Origin of the sequence: Sphingobium sp. Cam5-1 (genome assembly GCF_015693305.1) — a bacterium.
GTDB lineage: Bacteria > Pseudomonadota > Alphaproteobacteria > Sphingomonadales > Sphingomonadaceae > Sphingobium.
In genome coordinates this window covers 973,783-995,219 of sequence record NZ_CP065138.1, presented here as the reverse complement: position 1 = coordinate 995,219, position 21,437 = coordinate 973,783, and the positions used below count along the sequence as shown (strand labels likewise).

The following is a 21,437-nucleotide window of genomic DNA, read 5'->3' as shown; positions in this document are numbered from 1 at the left end:
CAGGGAAGAAGCGGGACCCCGGATCAAGTCCGGGGTGACGAGCAAGTGAGTGTGTCGGTTACTCCGCCGCCTCGAGATGCCCGTGCGGTTGCGCCATCATCGGCGTCAGCCCGAGCTTCCCGAGCAGCGCGCTATCCTTGTCATCCCCGGCATTGGCTGCGGTGAGCAGCTTGTCGCCCGTGAAGATGCTGTTCGCCCCAGCCATGAAGCAGAGCGCCTGACATGCCTCGCTCATGCTCTCGCGGCCGGCGGACAACCGCACCATCGACTGCGGCATGACGATCCGCGCCACGGCGACGGTGCGGACGAACTCCACCTCATCGATCTTGGCGAGCGGCGTGTCCTTTAGCATGTCACCCAGCACAGTGCCCTCCACAGGCACCAGCGCGTTGATCGGCACGCTCTCCGGATGCGGCATCGTGCCAAGCGCATGGAGGAAGCCAATGCGGTCAGAGCGCGTCTCGCCCATGCCTACAATTCCGCCGCAGCACACATTGATCCCCGCCGAACGCACATTTTCGAGCGTCTCGATCCGGTCCTCGAAAGTCCGGGTGGTGATGACGTTGGCGTAATTTTCCGGCGAGGTGTCGATATTGTGGTTGTAATAATCCAACCCCGCATCCGCGAGCTGCTTCGCCTGATCGGACGAGAGCATCCCCAGCGTCATGCAGGTTTCCATGCCCATCTGGCGCACGCCCTTCACCATTTCGATGAGCTTGGGCATGTCCCGTTCCTTGGGATTGCGCCATGCCGCGCCCATGCAGAAACGGCCCGAACCATGGTCCTTCGCCTGCGCCGCCGACTGAAGCACGGCCTGCACGTCCATCAGCTTGGTGGCTTTGAGGCCGCTTTCCGCCTCGGTCGACTGGCTGCAATAGCCGCAATCCTCGGGGCAACCGCCGGTCTTGATCGACAGCAGGGTCGAAAGCTGCACCTCATTGCGCGGGAAGTTCGCGCGATGGATCGACTGCGCTTCGAACATCAGGTCGTTGAAGGGCAGGTCGAACAGCGCGGCGATTTCGTCGCGGGTCCAGTCGGTACGGGCAGCAGTTTGGGTCAAGCGGCTTCCTCCAGCCCCGCCGGGGGCATGTTGTGGCCGAGGAGGCGCAGCACATCGGCGGCGCATTCCACGACGTTGGAGCCCGGTCCATAAATCCCCTGAACGCCCGCGTCACGGAGATAGTCATAATCCTGCGGCGGGATCACGCCGCCCGCGATCACCTTAATGTCGTTGCGGCCCTTTTCGCGCAGCTGGCGGATGAGTTCGGGGATCAACGTCTTATGCCCCGCAGCCAGCGACGAAGCGCCTACCACGTCCACCCCGCTATCCAGCGCCAGAACCACCGTTTCCTCCGGCGTTTGGAACAGCGGGCCTGACACGATGTCAAAACCCATGTCCCCGAAAGCGGACGCAATTACGTTGGCGCCCCGGTCGTGGCCGTCCTGTCCCATCTTGGCGATGAGTAGTTTCGGTTTGCGACCGAGGCGCCGCTCGACGGCCTGCACGCCGTCAAGAACCTGTTTCCAGCGGCTGTCTTGAGCATAAGGCTTGGAATAGACGCCCTTCACCGGCGTCGGGACCGTGCCATAGCGATCAAAGCTGTCTTCCATGGCGGAGGAAATTTCCCCCAGCGTCGCGCGCGCGCGCGCGCACTCGACCGCCAGGGCCAGCAGGTTATTTTCGATACTCGAGGGCTTGGCTGCACCGTCGCGTAGCGCCTGAAGCGCCGCCTGGCACTTAGCCTCGTCGCGCCCGGCCTTGACCTTGTTGATGCGGGCGATCTGCGCCTCACGAACCTTGGTGTTGTCGACCTCCAGCGTTTCCAGCAGGTCCTCGTTCGCCAGACGATATTTGTTGACGCCGACGATGACATCTTCGCCACGATCGACGCGCGCCTGCCGAGCGGCCGCCGCTTCCTCGATCATCGCCTTGGGCCAGCCTGCCGCCACGGCCTTCGCCATGCCGCCTTCGCCCTCTACGCGATCGATGATTTCCTGCGCGGCATCGACCAGCTGCTGGGTCAGCGCTTCGATATAATAGCTGCCGCCGAGCGGATCGACGACCTTCGTCATCCCCGTTTCTTCCTGGATCACGATCTGCGTGTTGCGCGCGATACGTGCGGAAAAGTCGGTGGGGAGAGCGATCGCTTCATCCAGCGCATTGGTGTGCAGCGACTGCGTGCCACCCAACATCGCCGCCATAGCTTCGATGGTCGTGCGGATGACGTTGTTATAGGGGTCCTGCTCCGTCAGCGACACGCCGGAAGTCTGGCAGTGAGTACGCAGCATCTTGCTGCGCTCATCCTGCGCGCCGAGCTTCGTCATGGCGCGATGCCACAGAACGCGAGCGGCGCGCAGCTTCGCGATTTCCATGAAGAAGTTCATGCCGATCGCGAAGAAGAAGCTCAGCCGCCCGGCAAACTTGTCGATGTCGAGGCCCGAAGCTACGCCATATTTCACATATTCGATGCCGTCGGCGATGGTGAAAGCAAGTTCCTGAACCTGCGTCGCACCAGCTTCCTGCATATGATAGCCGGAAATGGAGATGCTGTTGAACTTGGGCATCTCACGGCTGGTATAGCCGAAAATATCGGAGATGATCCGCATGCTCGGCTCAGGCGGGTAGATATAGGTGTTGCGGACCATGAACTCCTTCAGAATGTCGTTCTGAATAGTTCCGTCCAGCAGCTTGCGGTCGACGCCTTGCTCTTCACCGGCAACGATGAAGAAGGACAGGATCGGGATCACCGCACCGTTCATGGTCATCGAAACGGACATCTGGTCGAGCGGGATGCCATCGAACAGGATCTTCATATCCTCGACGCTGTCGATCGCCACGCCCGCCTTGCCGACGTCGCCGACGACGCGTGGATGGTCGCTGTCATAGCCGCGATGGGTGGCAAGGTCGAAGGCGACGCTCAGGCCCTTCTGACCCGCCGCCAGGTTGCGGCGATAGAAGGCGTTGGATTCCTCGGCGGTCGAAAAGCCCGCATATTGACGGATAGTCCAGGGACGTCCCGCATACATGGATGCGCGCACCCCGCGCGTGAAGGGCGCAAAACCCGGCAGGCCCGGATCGACGGTCACGTCCTCGGCAGTATAGAGCGGTTTGACGGTGATCCCTTCCGGGGTCTCCCAGTTCAAATCCTTGCCCTTCACTTCCTTGGCGGCGGCGGTCGCCCACTGATCCAGCGTCGGCTTGTCGGTCATCTCAGTTCACCCAATCGTCACCCCGGACTTGATCCGGGGTCCAGCTTCCCTCGGACCCGCTCGCAAAGAAGCGGGATGCCGGATCAAGTCCGGCATGACGAAACTCAATGCGCCTCTTTGGGCGTTTCCATGATCTCGGTCAGCACCCCATTCATATCATTGGGGTGGACAAAGAAGATTAGCGTGCCATGCGCCCCGATGCGCGGTTCACCGAGCACCTTCTTGCCAAGCCCTTCGAACCAAGCCTTGGCTTCATGAATATCGGGCACTTCATAGCACATATGATGCTGGCCGCCGGCCGGGTTCTTCGCGATGAACCCATGGATAGGCGAGTTCTCACCCAGCGGCTCGATCAGCTCGATCTGCGTGCCTTCGGTGCCATTCTCGCCCGGCGTATCCACGAAGCAAACCTTCACCCCCTGAGCGGGCAGGTCGAACGGTTCATGCGTCAGCGTCGCGCCCATGATATCGCGATAATAAGCGAGTGACGCTTCCAGCGAAGGCGTCGCCACGCCGATATGGTTCAAGCGACCGAGTTTCATCACGTCTTCCCTACTTCGTCACCCCAGCGAAAGCTGGGGTCTCGTGCCTTGAAGGTCCAGCCAAGCCGCCTGAGATCCCAGCCTGCGCTGGGATGACGACCCTTGCGAGCCATCAAAGCGGAATATTGTCGTGCTTCTTCCACGGATTCTCCAGGCTCTTGTTGCGCAGCTTGCGCAGGCCCAGAGCGATCCGCTTGCGGGTCGAGTGCGGCTGGATCACCTCGTCGATGAAGCCCTTGCCCGCCGCCACGAACGGATTGGCGAAGCGGTCTTCATATTCCTTGGTCTTTTCCGCAATCTCTTCCGGCGTCTTGCCACGGAAGATGATCTCCACCGCGCCCTTGGCGCCCATCACCGCGATCTCGGCGGTCGGCCAAGCATAGTTCAAGTCGCCGCGCAGATGCTTCGACGACATAACGTCATAGGCGCCACCATAGGCCTTGCGCGTGATGACGGTGATCTTCGGCACGGTCGCTTCGGCATAGGCGAACAGTAGCTTCGCGCCATGCTTGATGATGCCCGAATGCTCCTGCGCGGTCCCCGGCAGGAAGCCCGGCACGTCAACGAACGTCACGATCGGAATTTCGAACGCATCGCAGAAGCGAACGAAACGCCCCGCCTTCTTCGATGAATTGATGTCCAGAACGCCTGCCAACACCATCGGCTGGTTGGCGATGATCCCGACGGTCTTGCCCTCGATCCGGCCGAAACCGCACAGGATGTTGCCCGCATGGGCAGGCTGAACCTCGAAAAAGTCGCCTTCGTCCACGACCTTGCGGATCAGCTCATGCATGTCATAGGGCTGGTTCGCATTGGCCGGGATCAGTGTGTCCAGGCTCTCTTCCATCCGGTCCCACGGATCAGCGCTCGGCCGCTCAGGCACCGGCTCCTTGTTCGACGCGGGCAGGAAGTCCACGAAATCGCGGGTCGCCAACAGCGCCTCGATATCATTATCGAAAGCCACGTCCGCCACGCCCGACTTGGTCGTGTGGGTCACCGCGCCGCCCAGTTCTTCCTGCGTCACGATCTCGTTGGTGACGGTCTTCACCACGTCAGGACCGGTGACGAACATGAAGCTCGAATCCTTCACCATGAAGATGAAGTCGGTCATCGCAGGCGAATAGACCGCGCCGCCCGCGCACGGCCCCATGATCACGCTGATCTGCGGCACCACGCCGGATGCCAGCACATTGCGCTGGAAGATTTCGGCATAACCGGCAAGCGAAGCCACGCCTTCCTGAATGCGTGCGCCGCCGGAATCGTTAAGGCCGATCACGGGCGCGCCGACCTTCAGCGCCATGTCCATGATCTTGCAGATCTTCATCGCGTGCCGTTCGGACACCGCGCCGCCATAAACGGTGAAATCCTGGCTGAACACGAAGACAAGGCGGCCGTTGATCGTGCCTGAACCGGTGACGACGCCGTCGCCCGGAATATGCTGCTCGTTCATGCCGAAGTCGACGCAATTATGTTCGACATACATGTCGACTTCTTCAAAGCTGTCTTCGTCCAGCAGGACTTCCAGACGCTCCCGCGCGGTCAGCTTGCCCTTGGCATGCTGGGCGTCGATGCGGCGCTGGCCACCGCCCAGGCGCGCGGCCTCGCGCTTGGCTTCCAGCTGTTCGATAATGGCGAGCTTCGACATAAAGAATATCTCTCCGGCAACGGGACGGTCGGCTTCATTTGCCCCCTTTCCCTGCTTTCGCATTTTTCGCAAATGCAAATTTGCCAATTTGCAAATCACGATTTCGCAAATTAAGAGCCGCGCATGGCACGAGGCAATCGTATTTTCGCAGGTCCACGGCTGCGGCAGCTTCGCCTGGACCACCGGATGGACCAGGCCACGATGGCGCAAGCCTTGGGGATTTCCGTCTCTTATCTCAGCCAGCTGGAAAATGACGACCGGCCTCTCACTGCCAAGGTAAAGGCGGCGGTCGCCAGCGCCTTCCCCACTGATTGGGCCAGTTTCGACAGCCGCGAGGAAGAGCAGCTGCTCGGCGCCTTCACTTTTGCACTGGCCCACCCCGAACTGCCCGGCCCACTGATGGAACCCGAGCGCATCGAAAAGCTGCACCTCCAGTTCCCGGAGTTCGCGGCCCGCTACATCGACCTCTATAACGCCCATATGCGCGCCAACGAGCGCATCAACATGATCGAGGAGGCGATTGCCAACGATCATGAAGTGCAGGCGCGCCTACCCTGGGAAGCGGCGCGCGACTGGTTTCATGAGGCGGGCAACTATGTCCACGCGCTCGATTGCCTGGCGGAGGACATGGCCTCCAGCTTCACGGCCGGACAGGTTCTGGACGAAGGCATGCTGGTGGAGGCTCTCGCCCGCCGCCACGGCATTGAAACACTTATCGCCGACACGCCCGATTCAGCCCTGCGCGCCTATTCGTCTAACGATCGCCGCCTGTTCGTGAATGCGGCCCTCCCGACGGAAAGCCGCAAGTTCATGCTGTCTCACCAACTCATGATGCTGGAGGGCCAGGCCGTGATTGCCGACGTCGTGAACCGGGCAGCGCTGCCGGTAGAAGGCGCCGACCGCCTCCTCGCCATCGGCCTTGGCAACTATGCCGCTGGCGCGCTGCTGATGCCCTATGCCCAATTCCGGCAAGCCGCGCGGGAAGTGCGCCATGACATAGATCGCCTCAGCCGCCGTTTCGGGGTGAGTTTCGAACAGGCCTGCCATCGCCTGTCGACCCTTCAACGCCCCGGCCTGCGAGGCATCCCCTTCTTCTTCTGCCGCGTCGACATGGCGGGCAACATCACCAAGCGGCACAGCGCCACCCGCCTGCAGTTCGCCCGTTTCGGGGGCGCCTGCCCCTTGTGGAACGTGCATGAAGCCGTCGCCATACCCGACCGCATCAATGTCCAGCTTGGCGAAACGCCTGACGGCGTGCGCTACGTGTCCATGGCCAAAGGACTGGTAAAGCCTTCGGGCAGCTATTCACGCACCCCACGCCGCTACGCCGTTGTTTTGGGATGCGAAGTCGCCCATGCGGCGAACTTCGTCTATGCCGACGGGCTACAGCTAGAGATGGAGGGGGCAGCAACGCCCATCGGCATAACCTGCCGCCTCTGCCCGCGCCAAAGCTGTGACCAGCGCGCCTTCCCGCCCGCCGACCGGCCGATCCGCGTCGATCCGGACAACCGCCAGATCGTGCCCTACTGGATCGGCTGATCGGCCTCGCCAGCACCCAGCTTGCGGAAACTGGCCCTTTGCGGGCTTCTCCGGCTGCTTAAGATCGGACTTATGGACCACGGCCTTTTTCACCGCGCCGAATTGCAGGCAGACCTTGCACGCGATGGCTTCGCCCGCATCACCGGACCTCACATGCTGACGATGCTGAAAGCCGATGAAGGATGCTGGGCGCAATTCGCCGATAGCTGGAATGACCTTGGCCCCGATCTCTACATGGCGGACGGGGGACGTTATCGTCGGCGACGGCATGCCGCATTTCGCTGTGAGCAGAGACGTTTCACGCGCAAGCCCCACCAACCGCATTTCCAGAGCCGCGACTATAACCCCCTTAACGGAGACGTGCAGCGCTGGTTCGACCCTGTCCATCAGGCGACGATCGACAACCCTGTCACGCAAGCGATCTTTGCTTTCTGCGCGGCGAATTTTGGAGCCGATGGCGCACGGGAGTGGCATGTCGAAATGCATCAGTTCCGCATCGAGACGCGCGAGGAGCATATCGGCCGCCCGACGCCTGAAGGATTGCACCGCGACGGGGTGGACTGGGTCCTGGTGATGCTGATCGAACGGCGCAATGTGGACGAAGGCGTGACCCGCATCGGCGCGCCGGACAGCACGGCTCTAGGTGAATTCACCCTCGCCCGGCCTGGGGACACGGTGTTGATCGACGACCGCCGCATCCTGCATGGCGTAACCGAAATCCACCCCATCGATCCACGGCAAGCCGCGTGGCGCGACGCATTGGTCGTGACCTTCGCGGCGGCCCGCTGACCTATTTCAGCAGCACCAGTTCCTCGGCCATGCTTGGGTGGAGCGCCACAGTGTCGTCAAACTGCTGCTTGGTCAGCCCCGCTTTCACCGCGACCGCCGCAGCCTGTAGAATCTCCGGCGCGTCTGGCCCAATCATGTGCAATCCAACCACGCGGTTTGTGGTCGCATCCACCACCATCTTGTACAGCGCGCGTTCGTCCCGGCCGGCAAGAACGTTCTTCATGGGGCGAAAGTCTGACGTATAGACCTTGACCGTCCCAAGCTTGTTCTTCGCCTGCGCCTCGGTCAATCCTACGCCAGCCAGGGGCGGATGACTGAATACGGCGGACGGGACGCAGTCATAATCCACCGTCCTGGGATTGTCGCCAAACACCGTGTCGGCGAAGGCATGGCCTTCCCGAATGGCGACCGGCGTTAATTGCAGCCGGTTCGTAACGTCGCCAACCGCATAGATGCTCTCGCAACTCGTGCGGCTATATTCATCGACCTTGATCGCCCCCTTGTCGTCCAGCTCCACGCCTGCATTTTCGAGGCCAAGCCCTTCTACATGCGGCTGGCGTCCCGTCGCAAACATCACCGTGTCGCAGGGGATGGGATCGCCATTGCTGAAATGCATGCACAGCGTGCCATCCTCATTCTTCTCGATCCGATCCATCTCCGCATTGAAGCGGAACTGGATGCCTTTCATCGTGGAGATCTGGAGCAGCCGATCGCGGATCTGCTCGTCATAGCCGCGCAGCAGCGTCGATGAACGGTTGACGATGGTCACATGGCTGCCAAGCTGATGAAATATGCCCGCAAATTCATTGGCGATATAGCCGCCGCCGACAATCACCATCCGCTTGGGCGCATCCTCAAGATGAAAGGCTTCGTTGGACGTGATGCCATGCTCCGCTCCTTCCATTTCCGGGATCGCGGGCCAGGCCCCCGTCGCGACAAGGATGTATCTGGCGCTGATTTCACGGCCGCTTGAAAGCTTCACCGAATGCGGCCCGGTGATCGTGGCACGTTCCGCGATCAACTCGACCTTATGGCTCTCCAGCGTGTTCCTATAGAGCCCCTCCAACCGATCGACATCAGCCAGCACATTGTCGCGCAGGACTTTCCATTCGAAGTCGCAGTCGGGGACATGCCAGCCAAAGCGCCGCGCATCTTTCAAATCCTCGGCGAAATGGGCGCCGTAGATCAGGAGCTTCTTGGGCACGCAGCCGCGAATGACGCAAGTGCCGCCGACCCGATATTCCTCGGCGACCGCAACCTTCGCGCCATGAGCCGCTGCCACCCGCGACGCACGAACCCCTCCCGATCCCGCACCAATGACGAAAAGGTCGAAATCGTAATCGGTCATGCTGCTCTCCGCTGGATGGAGGCCGGATATGGCGGCTATCCAGCGGAGTTACAATCATCTTGGGCCTCTACGCACCGCCCAAGGCCAGATCGATCAGTGCCATGGTCGAGGGGTCGAAGCCCTTCGCCCCTTCCGCCTCGATCGACTTGGCGATTTCCTTGCCCAGTTCCACGCCGAATTGATCGAAGGGATTGATCCCCATCAGCACGGCGTTGGCAAAGGTACGATGCTCGTAAAAAGCAATCAGCGCGCCCAGCGCATCGGGCGTCACATCCTCCAGCAGGATCGTGGTGGAGGGCCGATTGCCGGGATAGGCGCGCGCCGGATCGGCATCATTGTCCTTGCCCCGCATCAACGCCGCACCCTGGGCGAAACAGTTGACCAGCAGCGCCCGGTGATGCGCCGGATCAAGAGCATGGCCAGGATCGATCGAAGCGACGAACTCGACGGGCGCCAGGATAGTCCCCTGATGCAGCAGCTGGAACACGGCATGCTGCGCGTCCGTGCCGACGCCACCCCATGTAATCGGTGCTGTCGGCCCATCGACAGGCTGGCCATCGCGTGTCACGCTCTTGCCATTGCTCTCCATCTCCAGTTGCTGGAGATAGGATGGCAGCAGCCGCAACCGCTCGTCATAGGCGAACAGCGCGCGCGTCTGGCATCCCATGAAGCGGGCATAATATTGGTCGACAAAAGCCGCGATCAGGGGAGCGTTCTGCGCCGGATCGGACAGCCGGAAATGCCGATCCATGGCAGCCGCGCCTTCGAGCAGGCTTTGAAACGCATCCCAGCCAAGCGCCAGCGCAGCAGGGAAGCCGATGGATGACCAGAGCGAATAGCGCCCGCCTACCGTCTCGGAAAATGGCAGAATACGCGTTTCGTCCACGCCCCATTCGATCGCCTTGTCAGGATTGGCGGTCAGCGCAATCACCTTGCCATAGGGATCATCCACCCCCGCCTCGACAAGCCAGTTGATCGCGCTCGCGGCGTTCAACATGGTTTCGGTGGTGGTGAAGGTTTTGGACGCAATGGCGATCAGTGTTGCCTCCGGATCGAAGCGCGAGATCGCCCGCTCCAGTGCGGTCCCATCAACATTGGACACGATCGCCACGTCATAGCGCGCACCGTCGCCGCCCAGCGCGTCGATGATCAGGTCAGGTCCCAACGCCGACCCGCCGATGCCGATATGCAGGATATGGCGGATCGGGCCTAGCGCCTCCCCCTCGATCGCGTCGATTAGCGCGCGCATGCGGGCGTGCAGCATCTTTGCCCGCGAAACGCTTTCCGCATTGCCCTCGCCCCGTTCTGCGGGATGTTCGGCCGCGCGGCCTTCGCTATTATTGATCGGCTCGCCCGCGAAAAAGGCGTCACGCCATTTGGCGAAGTCCTTTTCCTGCGCCAGCTTCAGAAAGCCGTCCAGCAGATCGCTGGTCAGATGCGTCTTGGACCAGTCGAAACGGATAGGCCCTTGGGTCAGCGTGAACTTGCTCAGCCGGTTCGGGTCCGCCGTAAAGATGGACTTCAATTCGGGCTGCGGGATGGCAGCAATGGCCTCCAGTGCAGGGCTGGACATGGAAGGGTAAATCCTCTTTTTTCCGTGTTTAGCGACGACGCCGCACCTGTCGATTCTCCCGCCTCTTACCCAAGCGTAACGGCCAATGCACCGCCCACCATGCTTGACGGCGGGTTTACAACGCAGCAAAAGCCGCAACGGCCTGTTTTCAAGGCGGATCGAAGGACTAGACAATATAGCATGAGCGCAAAATCCGAAACGCGGGACTTCCTTTGGTTTCTCGCTAAGCTGGCGGTGTTCGTCTTTGTCCTGCGCAGCTTCATCGTCTCTCCGTTCAATATACCGTCTGAATCGATGCAGCCCCGCCTTCTGATCGGCGACTATCTGCTCGTTGCCAAATGGCCCTATGGCTATTCGCGCTACTCGCTGCCCTTCAACCTGCCGCTGATCCCCGGCCGCATCCTGGCATCCACGCCGCAGCGCGGTGATGTGGTGGTTTTCAAGGCGCCGCCGACCCAGAAGAATGACTATATCAAGCGGGTGATCGGCCTGCCCGGCGACATGATCTCGGTACGCGGCGGGACGGTTTATCTGAACGGTCAGGCCATTCGGAAACAGAGGGTCGCCGACCTCGTCATCCCCGTATCGCCTAACATGGTCGATGCTGCAGCCAAGGAAGGCAGCCCCTCCCCCTGTTACCGCCCGAAGTTCGAGCAAGATGCGCCAAGCGGCGGGCGTCAGTGCCGTTACCCGCAATATCGTGAGACATTGCCCGGCGGCAAAAGCTACAACGTCCTCGACCTCGTCCCGGACGGCGCGGCCGACGATCGCGACACGGTCCTCGTGCCCGAAGGCCATCTGTTCATGATGGGCGACAATCGTGATCGCAGCGCGGACAGCCGCTTCCCGGCGGTCGAAGGTGGCGGCATCGGGCTGGTGCCTGAGGAAAATCTGGTTGGAAAGGCGATGATTTCCGTGTTCTCCACCGATGGCAGCGCCAATTGGCTGCTCCCCTGGACATGGTTCACCGCAGCCCGCTGGAACCGCATCGGGGAAGGCTTTTGACCAAGGCCGACACGTCTGGCTGGCTCGCCGGGCTGATCGGACGAGCGCCGAAGGACGAGGCGCCTTTTCGTCAGGCGCTTACCCATGGCAGCGCGAATGCCGTAAATTATGAGCGGCTGGAATTTCTCGGTGACCGGGTGCTTGGCCTGATCGTCTCCGAATGGGTTTATGAGCGTTTTGCCGGAGAACCTGAAGGCAAACTGTCGCGCCGCTTCAACGCGCTGGTGTCGGGTGAGACATGCGCCGAAGTAGCGCGCGCGGCTGGCGTCCCGACGCATCTCATCCTCGGCAAACAGGCCCGCGACGACGGCGCGGCCGACAGCGACAATGTGCTGGGCGACGTCATGGAGGCGCTGATTGGCGCGCTTTATCTGGAAGCAGGCATTGACGATGCCCGCAGGCTAGTGCGTCGTCTCTGGGCCGACCGGGTGGACACGCAGGAAAGCGCGCCCAAACATCCCAAGTCCACCCTTCAGGAATGGGCCGCCGCCAACCGCCGCAAACCCCCGGAATATGCGATGACTGACCGTTCCGGCCCACACCATGCGCTGCGCTTCACGGTGACGGTGAGCATCAAGGGCGCAGGAGAAGCGAGCGCAACGGGGGGAAGCAAGCAAGAGGCGGAGACGGCTGCGGCGAAGGCGTTGTTGGATAAGCTGACGAATTGAACGTCCTATCAGTCCCAATTTCCAACCCCCGTTCGCGCTGAGCTTGTCGAAGCGCCCTACTTCCTTTCAGAGCGAAGATGCCTTTCTACACCTACATGCTCCACTGCGCCGACCGCAGTTTTTATGTCGGCCACACGGATGATCTACAAACCCGCGTAGCTCAACACGAGGCGGGAGGGATCGCAAGCTACACTCAGATTCGGCGGCCCGTTAAACTGGTCTGGTCACAAGAGTTCAGCACGCGTATCGAGGCGATTGAAGCAGAGCGCCAGATCAAGGGCTGGAGCCGTGCAAAGAAGCTCGCGCTCATCCGCGAGGACTGGGATCTCATTTCGATCCTCGCGCACTCGAACAAAGATAAGTAAGGCGCTTCGACAAGCTCAGCGCGAACGGAGTATAGTTTGGAAGTTTCAGAACCTCACCAACGCTGCGGCGTCATCGCCATAGTCGGCGCCCCCAACGCTGGTAAATCCACACTGGTCAACGCCTTGGTCGGCCAAAAGGTCGCGATCACCAGTCCCAAGGCGCAGACCACCCGCACCCGCGTCATGGGCGTCGCTATCGAAGGCGACACGCAGATCGTCCTGGTCGACACACCCGGCATCTTCGCACCAAAGCGCCGCCTTGATCGCGCGATGGTTCAGGCCGCATGGGGCGGCGCGCAAGGCGCTGACCTGATCGCATTGATAGTCGATGGGAAGGCGGGCCTCGGCCCCAAGATGGAGCCGATCATCGAAGCGCTCACACATCGGCCCGAACGCAAATGGCTAATCCTCAACAAGGTCGATATCGCCATCAAGGAGAAGCTGCTGGTTCACACCCAGAAGCTTTACGAACGAATTGGCTTCGAAGAGACATTCTTCATCAGCGCCGCGACCGGCGATGGCCTGCCCGAGCTCAAGACCGCCTTCGCCAATGCCATGCCCGAAGGCCCCTGGCACTTCCCCGAAGATCAGGTCTCCGACGCAACCGACCGTATGCTCGCCGCCGAAATCACGCGCGAGCAGCTCTATCACCAGCTTCACGCCGAACTGCCTTACGCGGCCGCAGTCGATACGGAGCAGTATAAAGAACGCGAGGATGGCTCAGTCGAAATCCATCAGCAGATCCTTGTCGGCCGCTCCAGCCAGCGTGCCATCGTGCTCGGCAAGGGCGGCCAGCGCCTCAAGGAAATCGGCTCAAAGGCTCGGGCCGAACTGGCGCAGCTGCTGGGTGTCAAGGTCCACCTCTACCTCCACGTCAAGGTGAAGGAAGATTGGGAAGACGACCGCTTCATCTACCGCGACATCGGACTGGATTGGGTGGAGTAGCACTCATCTATCCCCGTTCGCCCTGAGCCTGTCGAAGGGCTCTTCTTCCTTTCAAAAAAGTAAGAGGCTTCGACAAGCTCAGCCCGAACGGGAGGTGGCGGGAGATCTACTCCGCCGCCGCCTTCTTCGCCGGGGCCTTCTTGGCAGCAGGTTTCTTCGCCGCAGCTTTCTTGGCCGGGGCCTTCTTCTTACCCTTCTTCGCAGGCGCCGCGGCAGCCCGCGCGTCGATCAACTGCGCCGCTTCCTCCAGCGTCAAGGCATCCTGCTCGATCGTCTTGGGCAAGGTCGCATTAGTCGTGCCGTCGGTGACATAGGGGCCATAGCGCCCTGCCATCAGCTTGATCTCGGCCTCGGTACGCGGATGCTTGCCCAGCACCTTCAAAGGCTCGCGCGACGCGCCACCGCGCCCGCCCTTGTTTGCCGCATCGGCCAGCTTGGCGACGGCGCTATTCATCCCCACCTCGAAAATTTCGGCGGTGGAGGACAGTCGACCATATTTGCCGTCATGCAGCAGATAAGGCCCAAAGCGTCCGATATTCGCGACGATCGGCTTGCCCGTTTCCGGATGCAGCCCGACCTCACGCGGCAGGCTCAATAGCTTCACCGCCCAATCCAGCGTCATTTCGCCATCCGGCAAGTCCTTCGGGATAGAGCCGCGCTTGGCCTCCTTCCCTTCGCCCATTTCGATATAGGGACCAAAGCGCCCGGACTTGCGCACGATGTCCTGCCCGGTTTCGGGATGCTGCCCCAGCACCTCCGGCCCCTTGTCATCACCGCCATCGCTGCCGCCCGGTTGCCCGAACTTGCGCGTAAATTTGCACTCCGGATAGTTGGAGCAGGCGATGAACGCGCCGAACCGGCCGCCACGCAATGCCAGCTGTCCGTCGCCACACATCGGGCACGCACGCGGGTTGCTGCCGTCGGCCTTCGGCGGGAACAGCATCGGTTCCAGGAACTTGTCCAGTTCAGCCGTGATGTCAGACGGCTTTTGCTCCATGACCTCGGCGGTCTTGGGCTTGAAGTCGCGCCAGAAGGCTTCCAAAACGGCCTGCCATTGCGCCCGACCGCCAGAAATTTCGTCCAGCTCGTCCTCAAGGCCCGCCGTGAAGTCATAGGACACATAGCGCTCAAAGAAACGCTCCAGAAACGCCGTCACGAGCCGCCCACTCTCCTCAGCGAAGAAGCGGTTCTTCTCCACCCGCACATAGTCGCGGTCCTTCAGCACCTGAAGCGTCGAGGCATAGGTCGAAGGCCGCCCGATGCCCAGTTCCTCCAGCTTCTTGACCAGCGACGCTTCCGAATAGCGCGGTGGCGGCTGAGTGAAATGCTGCTCGGCCGTCACCTTCTTCTTGGCAGGCGCGTCCCCGGCGACGAGGCGCGGCAGCAGCTTGCTGTCGTCATCCTCGGCATCGTCGCGCCCTTCTTCATAGAGCGCGAGGAAGCCCGGAAAGATCACCACCTGACCTGTCGCGCGCAATGCGTGCTGCCCAGTGCCATCGACCAAATCGATCACCGTCCGCTCCAGCCGCGCCGAAGCCATCTGGCTCGCCAGTGCGCGCTTGAAGATCAGGTCATACAGCCGCGCATGATCGCCCGATCCGACCTTGTCCCGCCCAAACTCGGTCGGACGAATGGCTTCGTGCGCTTCCTGCGCATTCTTCGCCTTGGTCTGATATTGGCGCGGCTTCTCCGGCAAATATCCGCCGTCATAGCGCTCCGCGATCGCCTTGCGCGCGGCGGAAATGGCGCTGCCGTCCATCTGCACGCCGTCGGTACGCATATAGGTGATCGCGCCATCCTCATACAGTTGCTGCGCGATCCGCATCGTATGGCTGGCCGAGAAGCCCAGCTTGCGGGCGGCCTCCTGCTGCAATGTCGAAGTCGTGAACGGCGCGGGAGGATTGCGCGAAACCGGCTTCGTCTCGACCTTCTCGACGGTGAAGCGCCCAGCCTCCACGTCCGCCTTCGCGGCCATGGCGTCGCCTTCCTTGCCGATGGTCAGCCGGTCGATCTTCTCGCCCTTCCAACGCACCAGGCGCGCGGTAAAGCCCTGCCCGCCCTGCTCCATCTCGGCCGCGACCGACCAATATTCCTGAGCGACGAAGCTCTCAATCTCACGCTCGCGATCGACCACCAGCCGCAGCGCAACCGACTGCACCCGCCCCGCCGACTTGGCCCCCGGCAGCTTGCGCCACAGCACCGGCGAGAGGGTAAAGCCCACAAGATAGTCGAGCGCCCGCCGCGCCCGATAGGCGTCGATCAGATCCTCATCCAGCGCGCGTGGCTTCGCCATCGCGTCCAGCACGGCTGCCTTGGTAATCGCGTTGAAGGTCACCCGGTCCACGGTCGCAGGCAGCGCCTTCTTCGCGCGCAGCACTTCCTGCACATGCCAGCTGATCGCCTCCCCTTCGCGATCAGGGTCAGTCGCCAGGATCAGGCGCGTCGCCTTCTTCGCCTCATCGGCAATGGCTTTCAGCTGCTTGCCCTTGTCCCCGTAATTTTCCCACGACATCGCAAAGCCATTGTCCGGGTCCACCGACCCGTCCTTCGGCGGCAGATCGCGGATATGGCCATAGCTGGCGAGGACGTGGAAATCGCCGCCCAGATATTTCTCGATGGTCTTCGCCTTGGCTGGCGATTCAACGATGACAAGCTGCATTCATGCCCCGGTTTTTGAGTTCTCTCACGTACACGCGCGAGTCTGGAAGGCGGCGGTGCCCTGCGTCAAGAGCATCACGACAGGCTCACCTTGCCGCCCGCACGACGTTCCAGCCGACCTGCCAGTTCCAATTCCAGCAGCACGGTCTGAACGATGGCTGGGGAAAGGCTAGATAGACGAATGACCTCATCGACAGGCACTGGGGCATGACCCAGCAGACCCAGAACGATCTCCCGCTCCTGCCCCGCCACATCGGACGAAACCGGCGCGCCGCTAAAGTCGAGCCGCCCCTGCCGCACCATGCGCTGGTCGATGCCGCCAATGGCTTCGATCACATCCGCGCCATTCTGTACCAGCGTCGCGCCTTCGCGGATCAGGTGATTGCAACCTTGCGCCCGTGGATCGGCTGGTGATCCCGGCACCGCCATGACCTCCCGCCCGGCCTCGACAGCCAGGCGCGCCGTGATGAGCGATCCCGATTTGGGCGCCGCTTCCACCACCACCGTCCCCGCGGCCAGTCCAGCGATGATGCGATTACGCGCCGGAAAGTGACGCGCGAGCGGCTGCATGCCGGGAGGATGCTCCGTAACCAGCAGCCCCTCACCCGCCACCTGCTCCTGCAAGTCGCCATTTTCTGGCGGAAACACGATATCGATGCCGCAGGCGATAACCGCGATCGTCCCGGTTCCCACCGACCCTTGATGCGCGGCCGTATCGATACCCCTCGCAAGGCCCGACACCACCACCGCGCCCTGCTGTCCCAATTCCTGCGCGAGAGTCCGCGCGAAACGGCAAGCTGCGGCAGAAGCATTTCGCGCACCCACCATCGCCACACACTGCCGCCCGGTTAGCCCAACATCGCCGCGCACGATCAATGCAGGCGGCGAACCATCCATCTGTTCCAGCAGAAAGGGATAATCCTGATCCCCCATCAGCAAGTAGCGCGCGCCGAGCGCCCGGCTGCGGGCAATCTCCTGCTCGACAGCGCCTGCGTCCGCCACAGCCGCCTTCCCGCCGCCCCGCGCGGCAAGCTCCGGCACTGCCCGCAAAGCTTCTCCCGCCTTTCCGAAGCGCGCCATCAACTGCCGAAAAGTAACCGGCCCGATGCGGGGCGAACGGATCAGGCGGAGGCGATCGAACCGCTCCTGTTCGCTCACTCTTTGGCAGCTCCGATCTTGGGTTCGGTCCCCTTCGCGAGCCGCGCGATATTGGCCCGGTGCCGCCACAGCAGGATCAACATCATTGCCAGTGCTACAGGAACCAGATCAAACCGCCCCATGAACCACAACGCGACCGGAGCGCTGATCCCTGCCGCCATGCCGCCAACTGAAGACCATTTCGTCCCGAACAGCGCCCCCAGCCATACAAGCGCAAACACAATTCCCGCAGGCCAGTGCAGCGCGGTCACCACGCCCATCATCGTCGCTACGCCCTTGCCCCCCGCAAAGCGCAGCCACACAGGATAGCAATGCCCGATAAAGGCCATCGCGCCCGCCATCGGCCCGCCATTGTCGATCAACGCCGCGCCGATCAGCACAGCCGCCGCGCCCTTCAGCAGGTCAAGCAGCAAGGTCGCCGCCGCCAGCCCTTTGCGACCCGTCCGCAGCACGTTGGTGGCGCCGATATTGCCCGACCCGATCTGCCGCAAATCCCCGGCGCCTGTGACGCGCGTCAATAGCAGACCAAAGGGTATGGACCCCAGCAGATAGGATATCAGCAGGACGAATGTGGGAAGTAGCCAGGGAGGATTCATGATCTCGCCGAAATGATTGCGGCGCGACCATAGCGTTGCCGCTGCCGGGGGCAATGGCGAAGCTGCACCAACCGAAACAAATCCTCCCCACGCCTTTAGCGCAGGGCGGATCAGGAAACCCCAATATTGACAGCCTCATCCTCACCCGCGACATGTGCGCCATAATGAAGGTCGCCCCGTCAGCCCCCCTGCTCTTCTTCGATTCCGGCGTCGGCGGGCTCTCCATCCTCGCGCCAGCACGCGCAGCGTTGCCCAACGCCCCTATCGTCTACGCCGCCGACAGCGCAGGCTTCCCCTATGGGACGAAGAGCGAGGCGGAAATCGCCGCCCGCGTGCCCGCGCTGCTTGGCCGCCTGGTCGAGCGCTTCCGCCCGCGCCTTGCCGTGATCGCCTGCAACACCGCCTCGACCATCGCGCTCTCCGCTGTCCGCGCCGCGCTGGACATCCCCGTCGTCGGCACCGTCCCCGCGATCAAACCAGCCGCGCTTCTTTCAAAAAGCCGCGTATTCGGCGTACTCGGCACCGATGCCACCGTGCGCCAGCCCTATGTTGATCGCCTAACGGCCGAGTTCGGAGCAGACTGCACCGTCCTGCGTCACGGCTCCGCCGCCCTTGTCCAGCTGGCCGAAGCCAAGCTGCGCGGCGAGCCTTTGAACCCCGCCGTCGCCCGCGACGCTCTTGCTGGTCTTCTCGATCAGCCCGGCGGCGACCTTATGGACATTGTCGTCCTCGCCTGCACGCACTTCCCGCTGGTGGAGGCGGAACTCGCGGCCGCCGCACCCAGGCCCCTCACCTTTGTCCACGGCGGGGAGGGGATCGCGCGCCGCATCGCCTACCTGACACAAGGACAGGATTGGCCAGCCTCGCCCCCGTCCGGAAGAGCCGTGTTCACCCGCCTCGACAATAGCGTCGCGGCGCTCGCCCCGGCGCTCGCCGACTTCGGCCTTACCCAGATGGAAGCGCTTTGAGGGGTGAGACCTTTGGTCCACTCCCAATTTCCCCTATCATCGTGATAGGTATTTCTCCCTAACGCTGCGAACGGTTATCGCTGGTAATGAAGCGCGGCAGCAGGTAAACGCCCGCAAGAGGGGAATGCGGGCCACTAAGGGACTAGGGCGTTACGTGAACTACAAGCATATCTTCGCGCAGGCGATCGACCGGCTTCACAGCGAAGGCCGCTACCGCGTGTTCATCGATATCCTGCGGAACAAGGGTGCCTTCCCTAACGCCCGCTGCTTCCACGGCCATAATGGCCCGAAGCCGATTACCGTCTGGTGTTCCAACGACTATCTCGCCATGGGTCAACACCCCAAGGTCGTCGCCGCGATGGAAGAGGCGCTGCACGATGTCGGCGCGGGCTCCGGCGGCACTCGCAACATTGGCGGCAACACCCATTATCATGTCGATCTGGAAGCCGAACTGGCCGATCTGCATGGCAAGGAAGCGGCCCTGCTCTTCACGTCCGGCTATGTGTCGAACGAAGCCGCACTTTCCACTCTCGCCAAGCTGCTTCCCGGCTGCATCGTCTTTTCAGACGAACTGAACCACGCATCGATGATCGCGGGCATCCGCAATTCCGGCTGTGAGAAGCGCGTGTTCCGCCACAATGACGTCGATCACCTGCGCGAGCTGCTCGCTGCAGAAGATCCCGACGCGCCCAAGCTGATCGCCTTTGAAAGCGTCTATTCGATGGACGGCGACGTCGCCCCCATCGCCGCGATCTGCGACCTGGCCGACGAGTTCAACGCGCTCACCTATCTGGACGAAGTCCATGCAGTCGGCATGTACGGCGCGCATGGCGGCGGCATTTCCGAACGCGATGACGTCGCGCATCGCCTGACCATCATCGAAGGCACGCTGGGCAAGGCTTTCGGCGTCATGGGCGGCTATATCACGGCCGACCAGATGATCGTCGATGTGATCCGTAGCTATGCGCCCGGCTTCATCTTCACGACTTCGCTCTCGCCCGTGCTCGTGGCTGGCGTGCTGGCCAGTGTCCGCCACCTCAAACAGTCCAACGAAGAGCGCGAAGGCCAGCAGGCCGCCGCCGCCACCTTGAAGCGCCTGATGGCGGAATCGGGTTTGCCGGTGATGCCGTCGGTTACTCACATCGTCCCGCTGATGGTCGGCGACCCAGTAAAGGCCAAGCGGATCAGCGACATCCTGCTCGCCGAATATGGCGCCTATGTGCAGCCCATCAACTACCCCACCGTCCCGCGCGGCACCGAGCGGCTACGCTTCACGCCTGGCCCGGCGCATACCGTGGAGATGATGCAGGACCTGGTCCAGGCGCTGGTCGAAATCTGGGATCGGCTGGAGCTGGAACTCAAGAAGGCCGCCTAACCGGACCTCTTGCGGAACAATAGGGGCATTTCCCATCTTCTTGGATGGATATGCCCCATTGGATCGAACCGCACCCCACCGGAATATACGTCCGCCCCGCTGACGCCTGGATCGATCCATCACAGCCAGCCGAACGCGCGCTCGTCACCCACGGCCATGCCGATCATGCGCGCGGCGGCCACGGCCATGTCTGGGCGACGCAGGAAACCCTCGCCATCATGGCGCTGCGTTACGGCACGGCGAGCGGCACGCCCGTCGGCTATGGCGAGCAAATCCGTATGGGCGGGGTGGACATCTCCTACATTCCCGCAGGCCATGTCCTCGGCTCGGCCCAAATCCTGCTCGAACATGCGGGCGAGCGCGTCATCGTCACCGGCGATTACAAGCGCCGCCCCGACCCCACCTGCAAGCCGTTCGAGCCAGTTCCCTGCGACATCTTCGTCACCGAAGCCACATTCGGCCTCCCCGTCTTCCGTCACCCTGACACAGGCAGCGAAGTCGACCGCCTGCTCGCCGCGCTTCAGGCCCATCCCGACCGCTGCGTCCTAGTCGGCGCCTACGCCCTCGGCAAAGCCCAACGCCTGATCTGCGAAGTCCGCGCGCGCGGCCATCATGATCCCATCTACATCCACGGCGCGATGGAGCGCATGTGCGCGCTCTATCAGGATTTCGGCATCGACCTCGGCGAACTCCGCCCCGCCACCGGCGTTCCGGCCAAGGAGATGCGCGGCCACCTCATCGTTTCGCCCCCTTCCGCCCTCAACGACCGCTGGAGCCGCCGCCTGCCCGATCCCATCACCGCCATGGCGTCAGGCTGGATGCGCGTCCGCCAACGCGCGCGGCAGAAGAATGTCGAACTCCCTCTCGTCATTTCCGACCATGCCGACTGGGACGAACTGACCAGCACCATCCGCGAAGTCGCTCCATCCGAAACCTGGATCACCCACGGCCGCGAGGAAGCCCTGCTCCACTGGTGCATGACCCACCAGATGCGCGCGCGAGCGCTGGAACTGGTAGGGCGCGAAGATGAGGATGAGGGCTGATGCTTCGTCC

General features: G+C 62.3%; 18 protein-coding genes. 9 read left to right on the top strand and 9 right to left on the bottom strand.

Annotated elements, in window-relative coordinates:
- Window positions 1-58 precede the first annotated feature (58 nt).
- The 4 genes from bioB to IZV00_RS04965 all read right to left on the bottom strand — a co-directional run bounded on the left by bioB (window position 59) and on the right by IZV00_RS04965 (window position 5,397).
- On the bottom strand, window positions 59-1,060 hold the full coding sequence (bioB, locus tag IZV00_RS04980) for a biotin synthase BioB (RefSeq protein WP_196226049.1): 1,002 nt from the start codon (window positions 1,058-1,060) through the stop codon (window positions 59-61).
- Entirely contained in the window at window positions 1,057-3,210 is a 2,154-nt protein-coding gene (gene scpA / locus IZV00_RS04975; protein WP_196226048.1) for a methylmalonyl-CoA mutase, read from the bottom strand. Before scpA ends, bioB begins: the two co-directional genes overlap by 4 nt.
- A gap of 104 nt (window positions 3,211-3,314) precedes the next feature.
- Entirely contained in the window at window positions 3,315-3,752 is a 438-nt protein-coding gene (gene mce, locus IZV00_RS04970; protein WP_196226047.1) for a methylmalonyl-CoA epimerase, read from the bottom strand.
- A 112-nt stretch (window positions 3,753-3,864) separates the two neighbouring features.
- Window positions 3,865-5,397, bottom strand: a complete 1,533-nt coding sequence (locus IZV00_RS04965; RefSeq protein WP_196226512.1) for an acyl-CoA carboxylase subunit beta — start codon at window positions 5,395-5,397, stop codon at window positions 3,865-3,867.
- 123 nt (window positions 5,398-5,520) lie between these two features.
- On the opposite strand from IZV00_RS04965, the gene IZV00_RS04960 reads away from it, so the two are divergent.
- The gene (locus tag IZV00_RS04960) at window positions 5,521-6,936 is read left to right on the top strand and encodes a helix-turn-helix domain-containing protein (protein WP_196226046.1); all 1,416 of its coding nucleotides are present in this window, start codon (window positions 5,521-5,523) and stop codon (window positions 6,934-6,936) included.
- 72 nt (window positions 6,937-7,008) lie between these two features.
- Window positions 7,009-7,725 carry a 2OG-Fe dioxygenase family protein gene (locus IZV00_RS04955; RefSeq protein ID WP_196226045.1) on the top strand — a complete coding sequence of 239 codons (717 nt, stop codon included), beginning with the start codon at window positions 7,009-7,011 and terminating at the stop codon, window positions 7,723-7,725.
- A gap of 1 nt (window position 7,726) precedes the next feature.
- Here the strand turns inward: IZV00_RS04955 and gor are convergent, their stop codons facing one another.
- Together gor and pgi are read right to left on the bottom strand one after the other, a co-directional pair.
- Complete coding sequence (gene gor, locus IZV00_RS04950; RefSeq protein ID WP_196226044.1) at window positions 7,727-9,073, bottom strand: glutathione-disulfide reductase; 1,347 nt, start codon at window positions 9,071-9,073, stop codon at window positions 7,727-7,729.
- 67 nt (window positions 9,074-9,140) lie between these two features.
- On the bottom strand, window positions 9,141-10,646 hold the full coding sequence (pgi, locus tag IZV00_RS04945) for a glucose-6-phosphate isomerase (RefSeq protein ID WP_196226043.1): 1,506 nt from the start codon (window positions 10,644-10,646) through the stop codon (window positions 9,141-9,143).
- Window positions 10,647-10,826: 180 nt separating this feature from the next.
- On the opposite strand from pgi, the gene lepB reads away from it, so the two are divergent.
- From lepB to era, 4 genes are all read left to right on the top strand, one after another.
- On the top strand, window positions 10,827-11,651 hold the full coding sequence (lepB, locus tag IZV00_RS04940) for a signal peptidase I (RefSeq protein WP_196226042.1): 825 nt from the start codon (window positions 10,827-10,829) through the stop codon (window positions 11,649-11,651).
- Window positions 11,606-12,319: a ribonuclease III gene (gene rnc / locus IZV00_RS04935; protein ID WP_196226041.1), complete on the top strand. Its 714-nt coding sequence runs from the start codon at window positions 11,606-11,608 to the stop codon at window positions 12,317-12,319. Before lepB ends, rnc begins: the two co-directional genes overlap by 46 nt.
- A 77-nt stretch (window positions 12,320-12,396) precedes the next feature.
- Window positions 12,397-12,684, top strand: a complete 288-nt coding sequence (locus IZV00_RS04930) for a GIY-YIG nuclease family protein (RefSeq protein ID WP_196226040.1) — start codon at window positions 12,397-12,399, stop codon at window positions 12,682-12,684.
- A gap of 36 nt (window positions 12,685-12,720) precedes the next feature.
- Window positions 12,721-13,629: a GTPase Era gene (gene era / locus IZV00_RS04925; RefSeq protein WP_196226039.1), complete on the top strand. Its 909-nt coding sequence runs from the start codon at window positions 12,721-12,723 to the stop codon at window positions 13,627-13,629.
- Between the two features lie 106 nt (window positions 13,630-13,735).
- Here the strand turns inward: era and topA are convergent, their stop codons facing one another.
- The 3 genes from topA to plsY all read right to left on the bottom strand — a co-directional run bounded on the left by topA (window position 13,736) and on the right by plsY (window position 18,041).
- On the bottom strand, window positions 13,736-16,288 hold the full coding sequence (gene topA, locus IZV00_RS04920) for a type I DNA topoisomerase (RefSeq protein WP_196226038.1): 2,553 nt from the start codon (window positions 16,286-16,288) through the stop codon (window positions 13,736-13,738).
- Between the two features lie 74 nt (window positions 16,289-16,362).
- Entirely contained in the window at window positions 16,363-17,445 is a 1,083-nt protein-coding gene (dprA, locus tag IZV00_RS04915) for a DNA-processing protein DprA (RefSeq protein ID WP_196226037.1), read from the bottom strand.
- Window positions 17,442-18,041, bottom strand: a complete 600-nt coding sequence (gene plsY, locus IZV00_RS04910) for a glycerol-3-phosphate 1-O-acyltransferase PlsY (RefSeq protein ID WP_196226036.1) — start codon at window positions 18,039-18,041, stop codon at window positions 17,442-17,444. The genes dprA and plsY overlap by 4 nt, the downstream gene beginning before the upstream one ends.
- 164 nt (window positions 18,042-18,205) lie before the next feature.
- Between plsY and murI the strand changes: the two genes are divergently transcribed.
- The 3 genes from murI to IZV00_RS04895 all read left to right on the top strand — a co-directional run bounded on the left by murI (window position 18,206) and on the right by IZV00_RS04895 (window position 21,427).
- The gene (gene murI / locus IZV00_RS04905; RefSeq protein WP_196226511.1) at window positions 18,206-19,009 is read left to right on the top strand and encodes a glutamate racemase; all 804 of its coding nucleotides are present in this window, start codon (window positions 18,206-18,208) and stop codon (window positions 19,007-19,009) included.
- A gap of 154 nt (window positions 19,010-19,163) precedes the next feature.
- The gene (gene hemA, locus IZV00_RS04900) at window positions 19,164-20,384 is read left to right on the top strand and encodes a 5-aminolevulinate synthase (protein ID WP_196226035.1); all 1,221 of its coding nucleotides are present in this window, start codon (window positions 19,164-19,166) and stop codon (window positions 20,382-20,384) included.
- Window positions 20,385-20,434: 50 nt separating this feature from the next.
- A complete protein-coding gene (locus IZV00_RS04895) occupies window positions 20,435-21,427 on the top strand; it encodes a ligase-associated DNA damage response exonuclease (protein ID WP_196226510.1) in 993 nt (330 codons plus the stop codon).
- Window positions 21,428-21,437 lie beyond the last annotated feature (10 nt).

What these genes read in the sequence shown, in the direction of transcription:
- gor (WP_196226044.1), bottom strand. Translation starts at nt 9,073, where the DNA reads ATGACCGATTACGATTTCGACCTTTTCGTCATTGGTGCGGGATCGGGA.
- mce (WP_196226047.1), bottom strand. Translation starts at nt 3,752, where the DNA reads ATGAAACTCGGTCGCTTGAACCATATCGGCGTGGCGACGCCTTCGCTG.
- rnc (WP_196226041.1), top strand. Translation starts at nt 11,606, where the DNA reads ATGGTTCACCGCAGCCCGCTGGAACCGCATCGGGGAAGGCTTTTGACC.
- IZV00_RS04955 (WP_196226045.1), top strand. Translation starts at nt 7,009, where the DNA reads ATGGACCACGGCCTTTTTCACCGCGCCGAATTGCAGGCAGACCTTGCA.
- topA (WP_196226038.1), bottom strand. Translation starts at nt 16,288, where the DNA reads ATGCAGCTTGTCATCGTTGAATCGCCAGCCAAGGCGAAGACCATCGAG.
- IZV00_RS04895 (WP_196226510.1), top strand. Translation starts at nt 20,435, where the DNA reads ATGCCCCATTGGATCGAACCGCACCCCACCGGAATATACGTCCGCCCC.
- scpA (WP_196226048.1), bottom strand. Translation starts at nt 3,210, where the DNA reads ATGACCGACAAGCCGACGCTGGATCAGTGGGCGACCGCCGCCGCCAAG.
- plsY (WP_196226036.1), bottom strand. Translation starts at nt 18,041, where the DNA reads ATGAATCCTCCCTGGCTACTTCCCACATTCGTCCTGCTGATATCCTAT.
- lepB (WP_196226042.1), top strand. Translation starts at nt 10,827, where the DNA reads ATGAGCGCAAAATCCGAAACGCGGGACTTCCTTTGGTTTCTCGCTAAG.
- IZV00_RS04965 (WP_196226512.1), bottom strand. Translation starts at nt 5,397, where the DNA reads ATGTCGAAGCTCGCCATTATCGAACAGCTGGAAGCCAAGCGCGAGGCC.
- IZV00_RS04960 (WP_196226046.1), top strand. Translation starts at nt 5,521, where the DNA reads ATGGCACGAGGCAATCGTATTTTCGCAGGTCCACGGCTGCGGCAGCTT.
- IZV00_RS04930 (WP_196226040.1), top strand. Translation starts at nt 12,397, where the DNA reads ATGCCTTTCTACACCTACATGCTCCACTGCGCCGACCGCAGTTTTTAT.
- murI (WP_196226511.1), top strand. Translation starts at nt 18,206, where the DNA reads ATGAAGGTCGCCCCGTCAGCCCCCCTGCTCTTCTTCGATTCCGGCGTC.
- pgi (WP_196226043.1), bottom strand. Translation starts at nt 10,646, where the DNA reads ATGTCCAGCCCTGCACTGGAGGCCATTGCTGCCATCCCGCAGCCCGAA.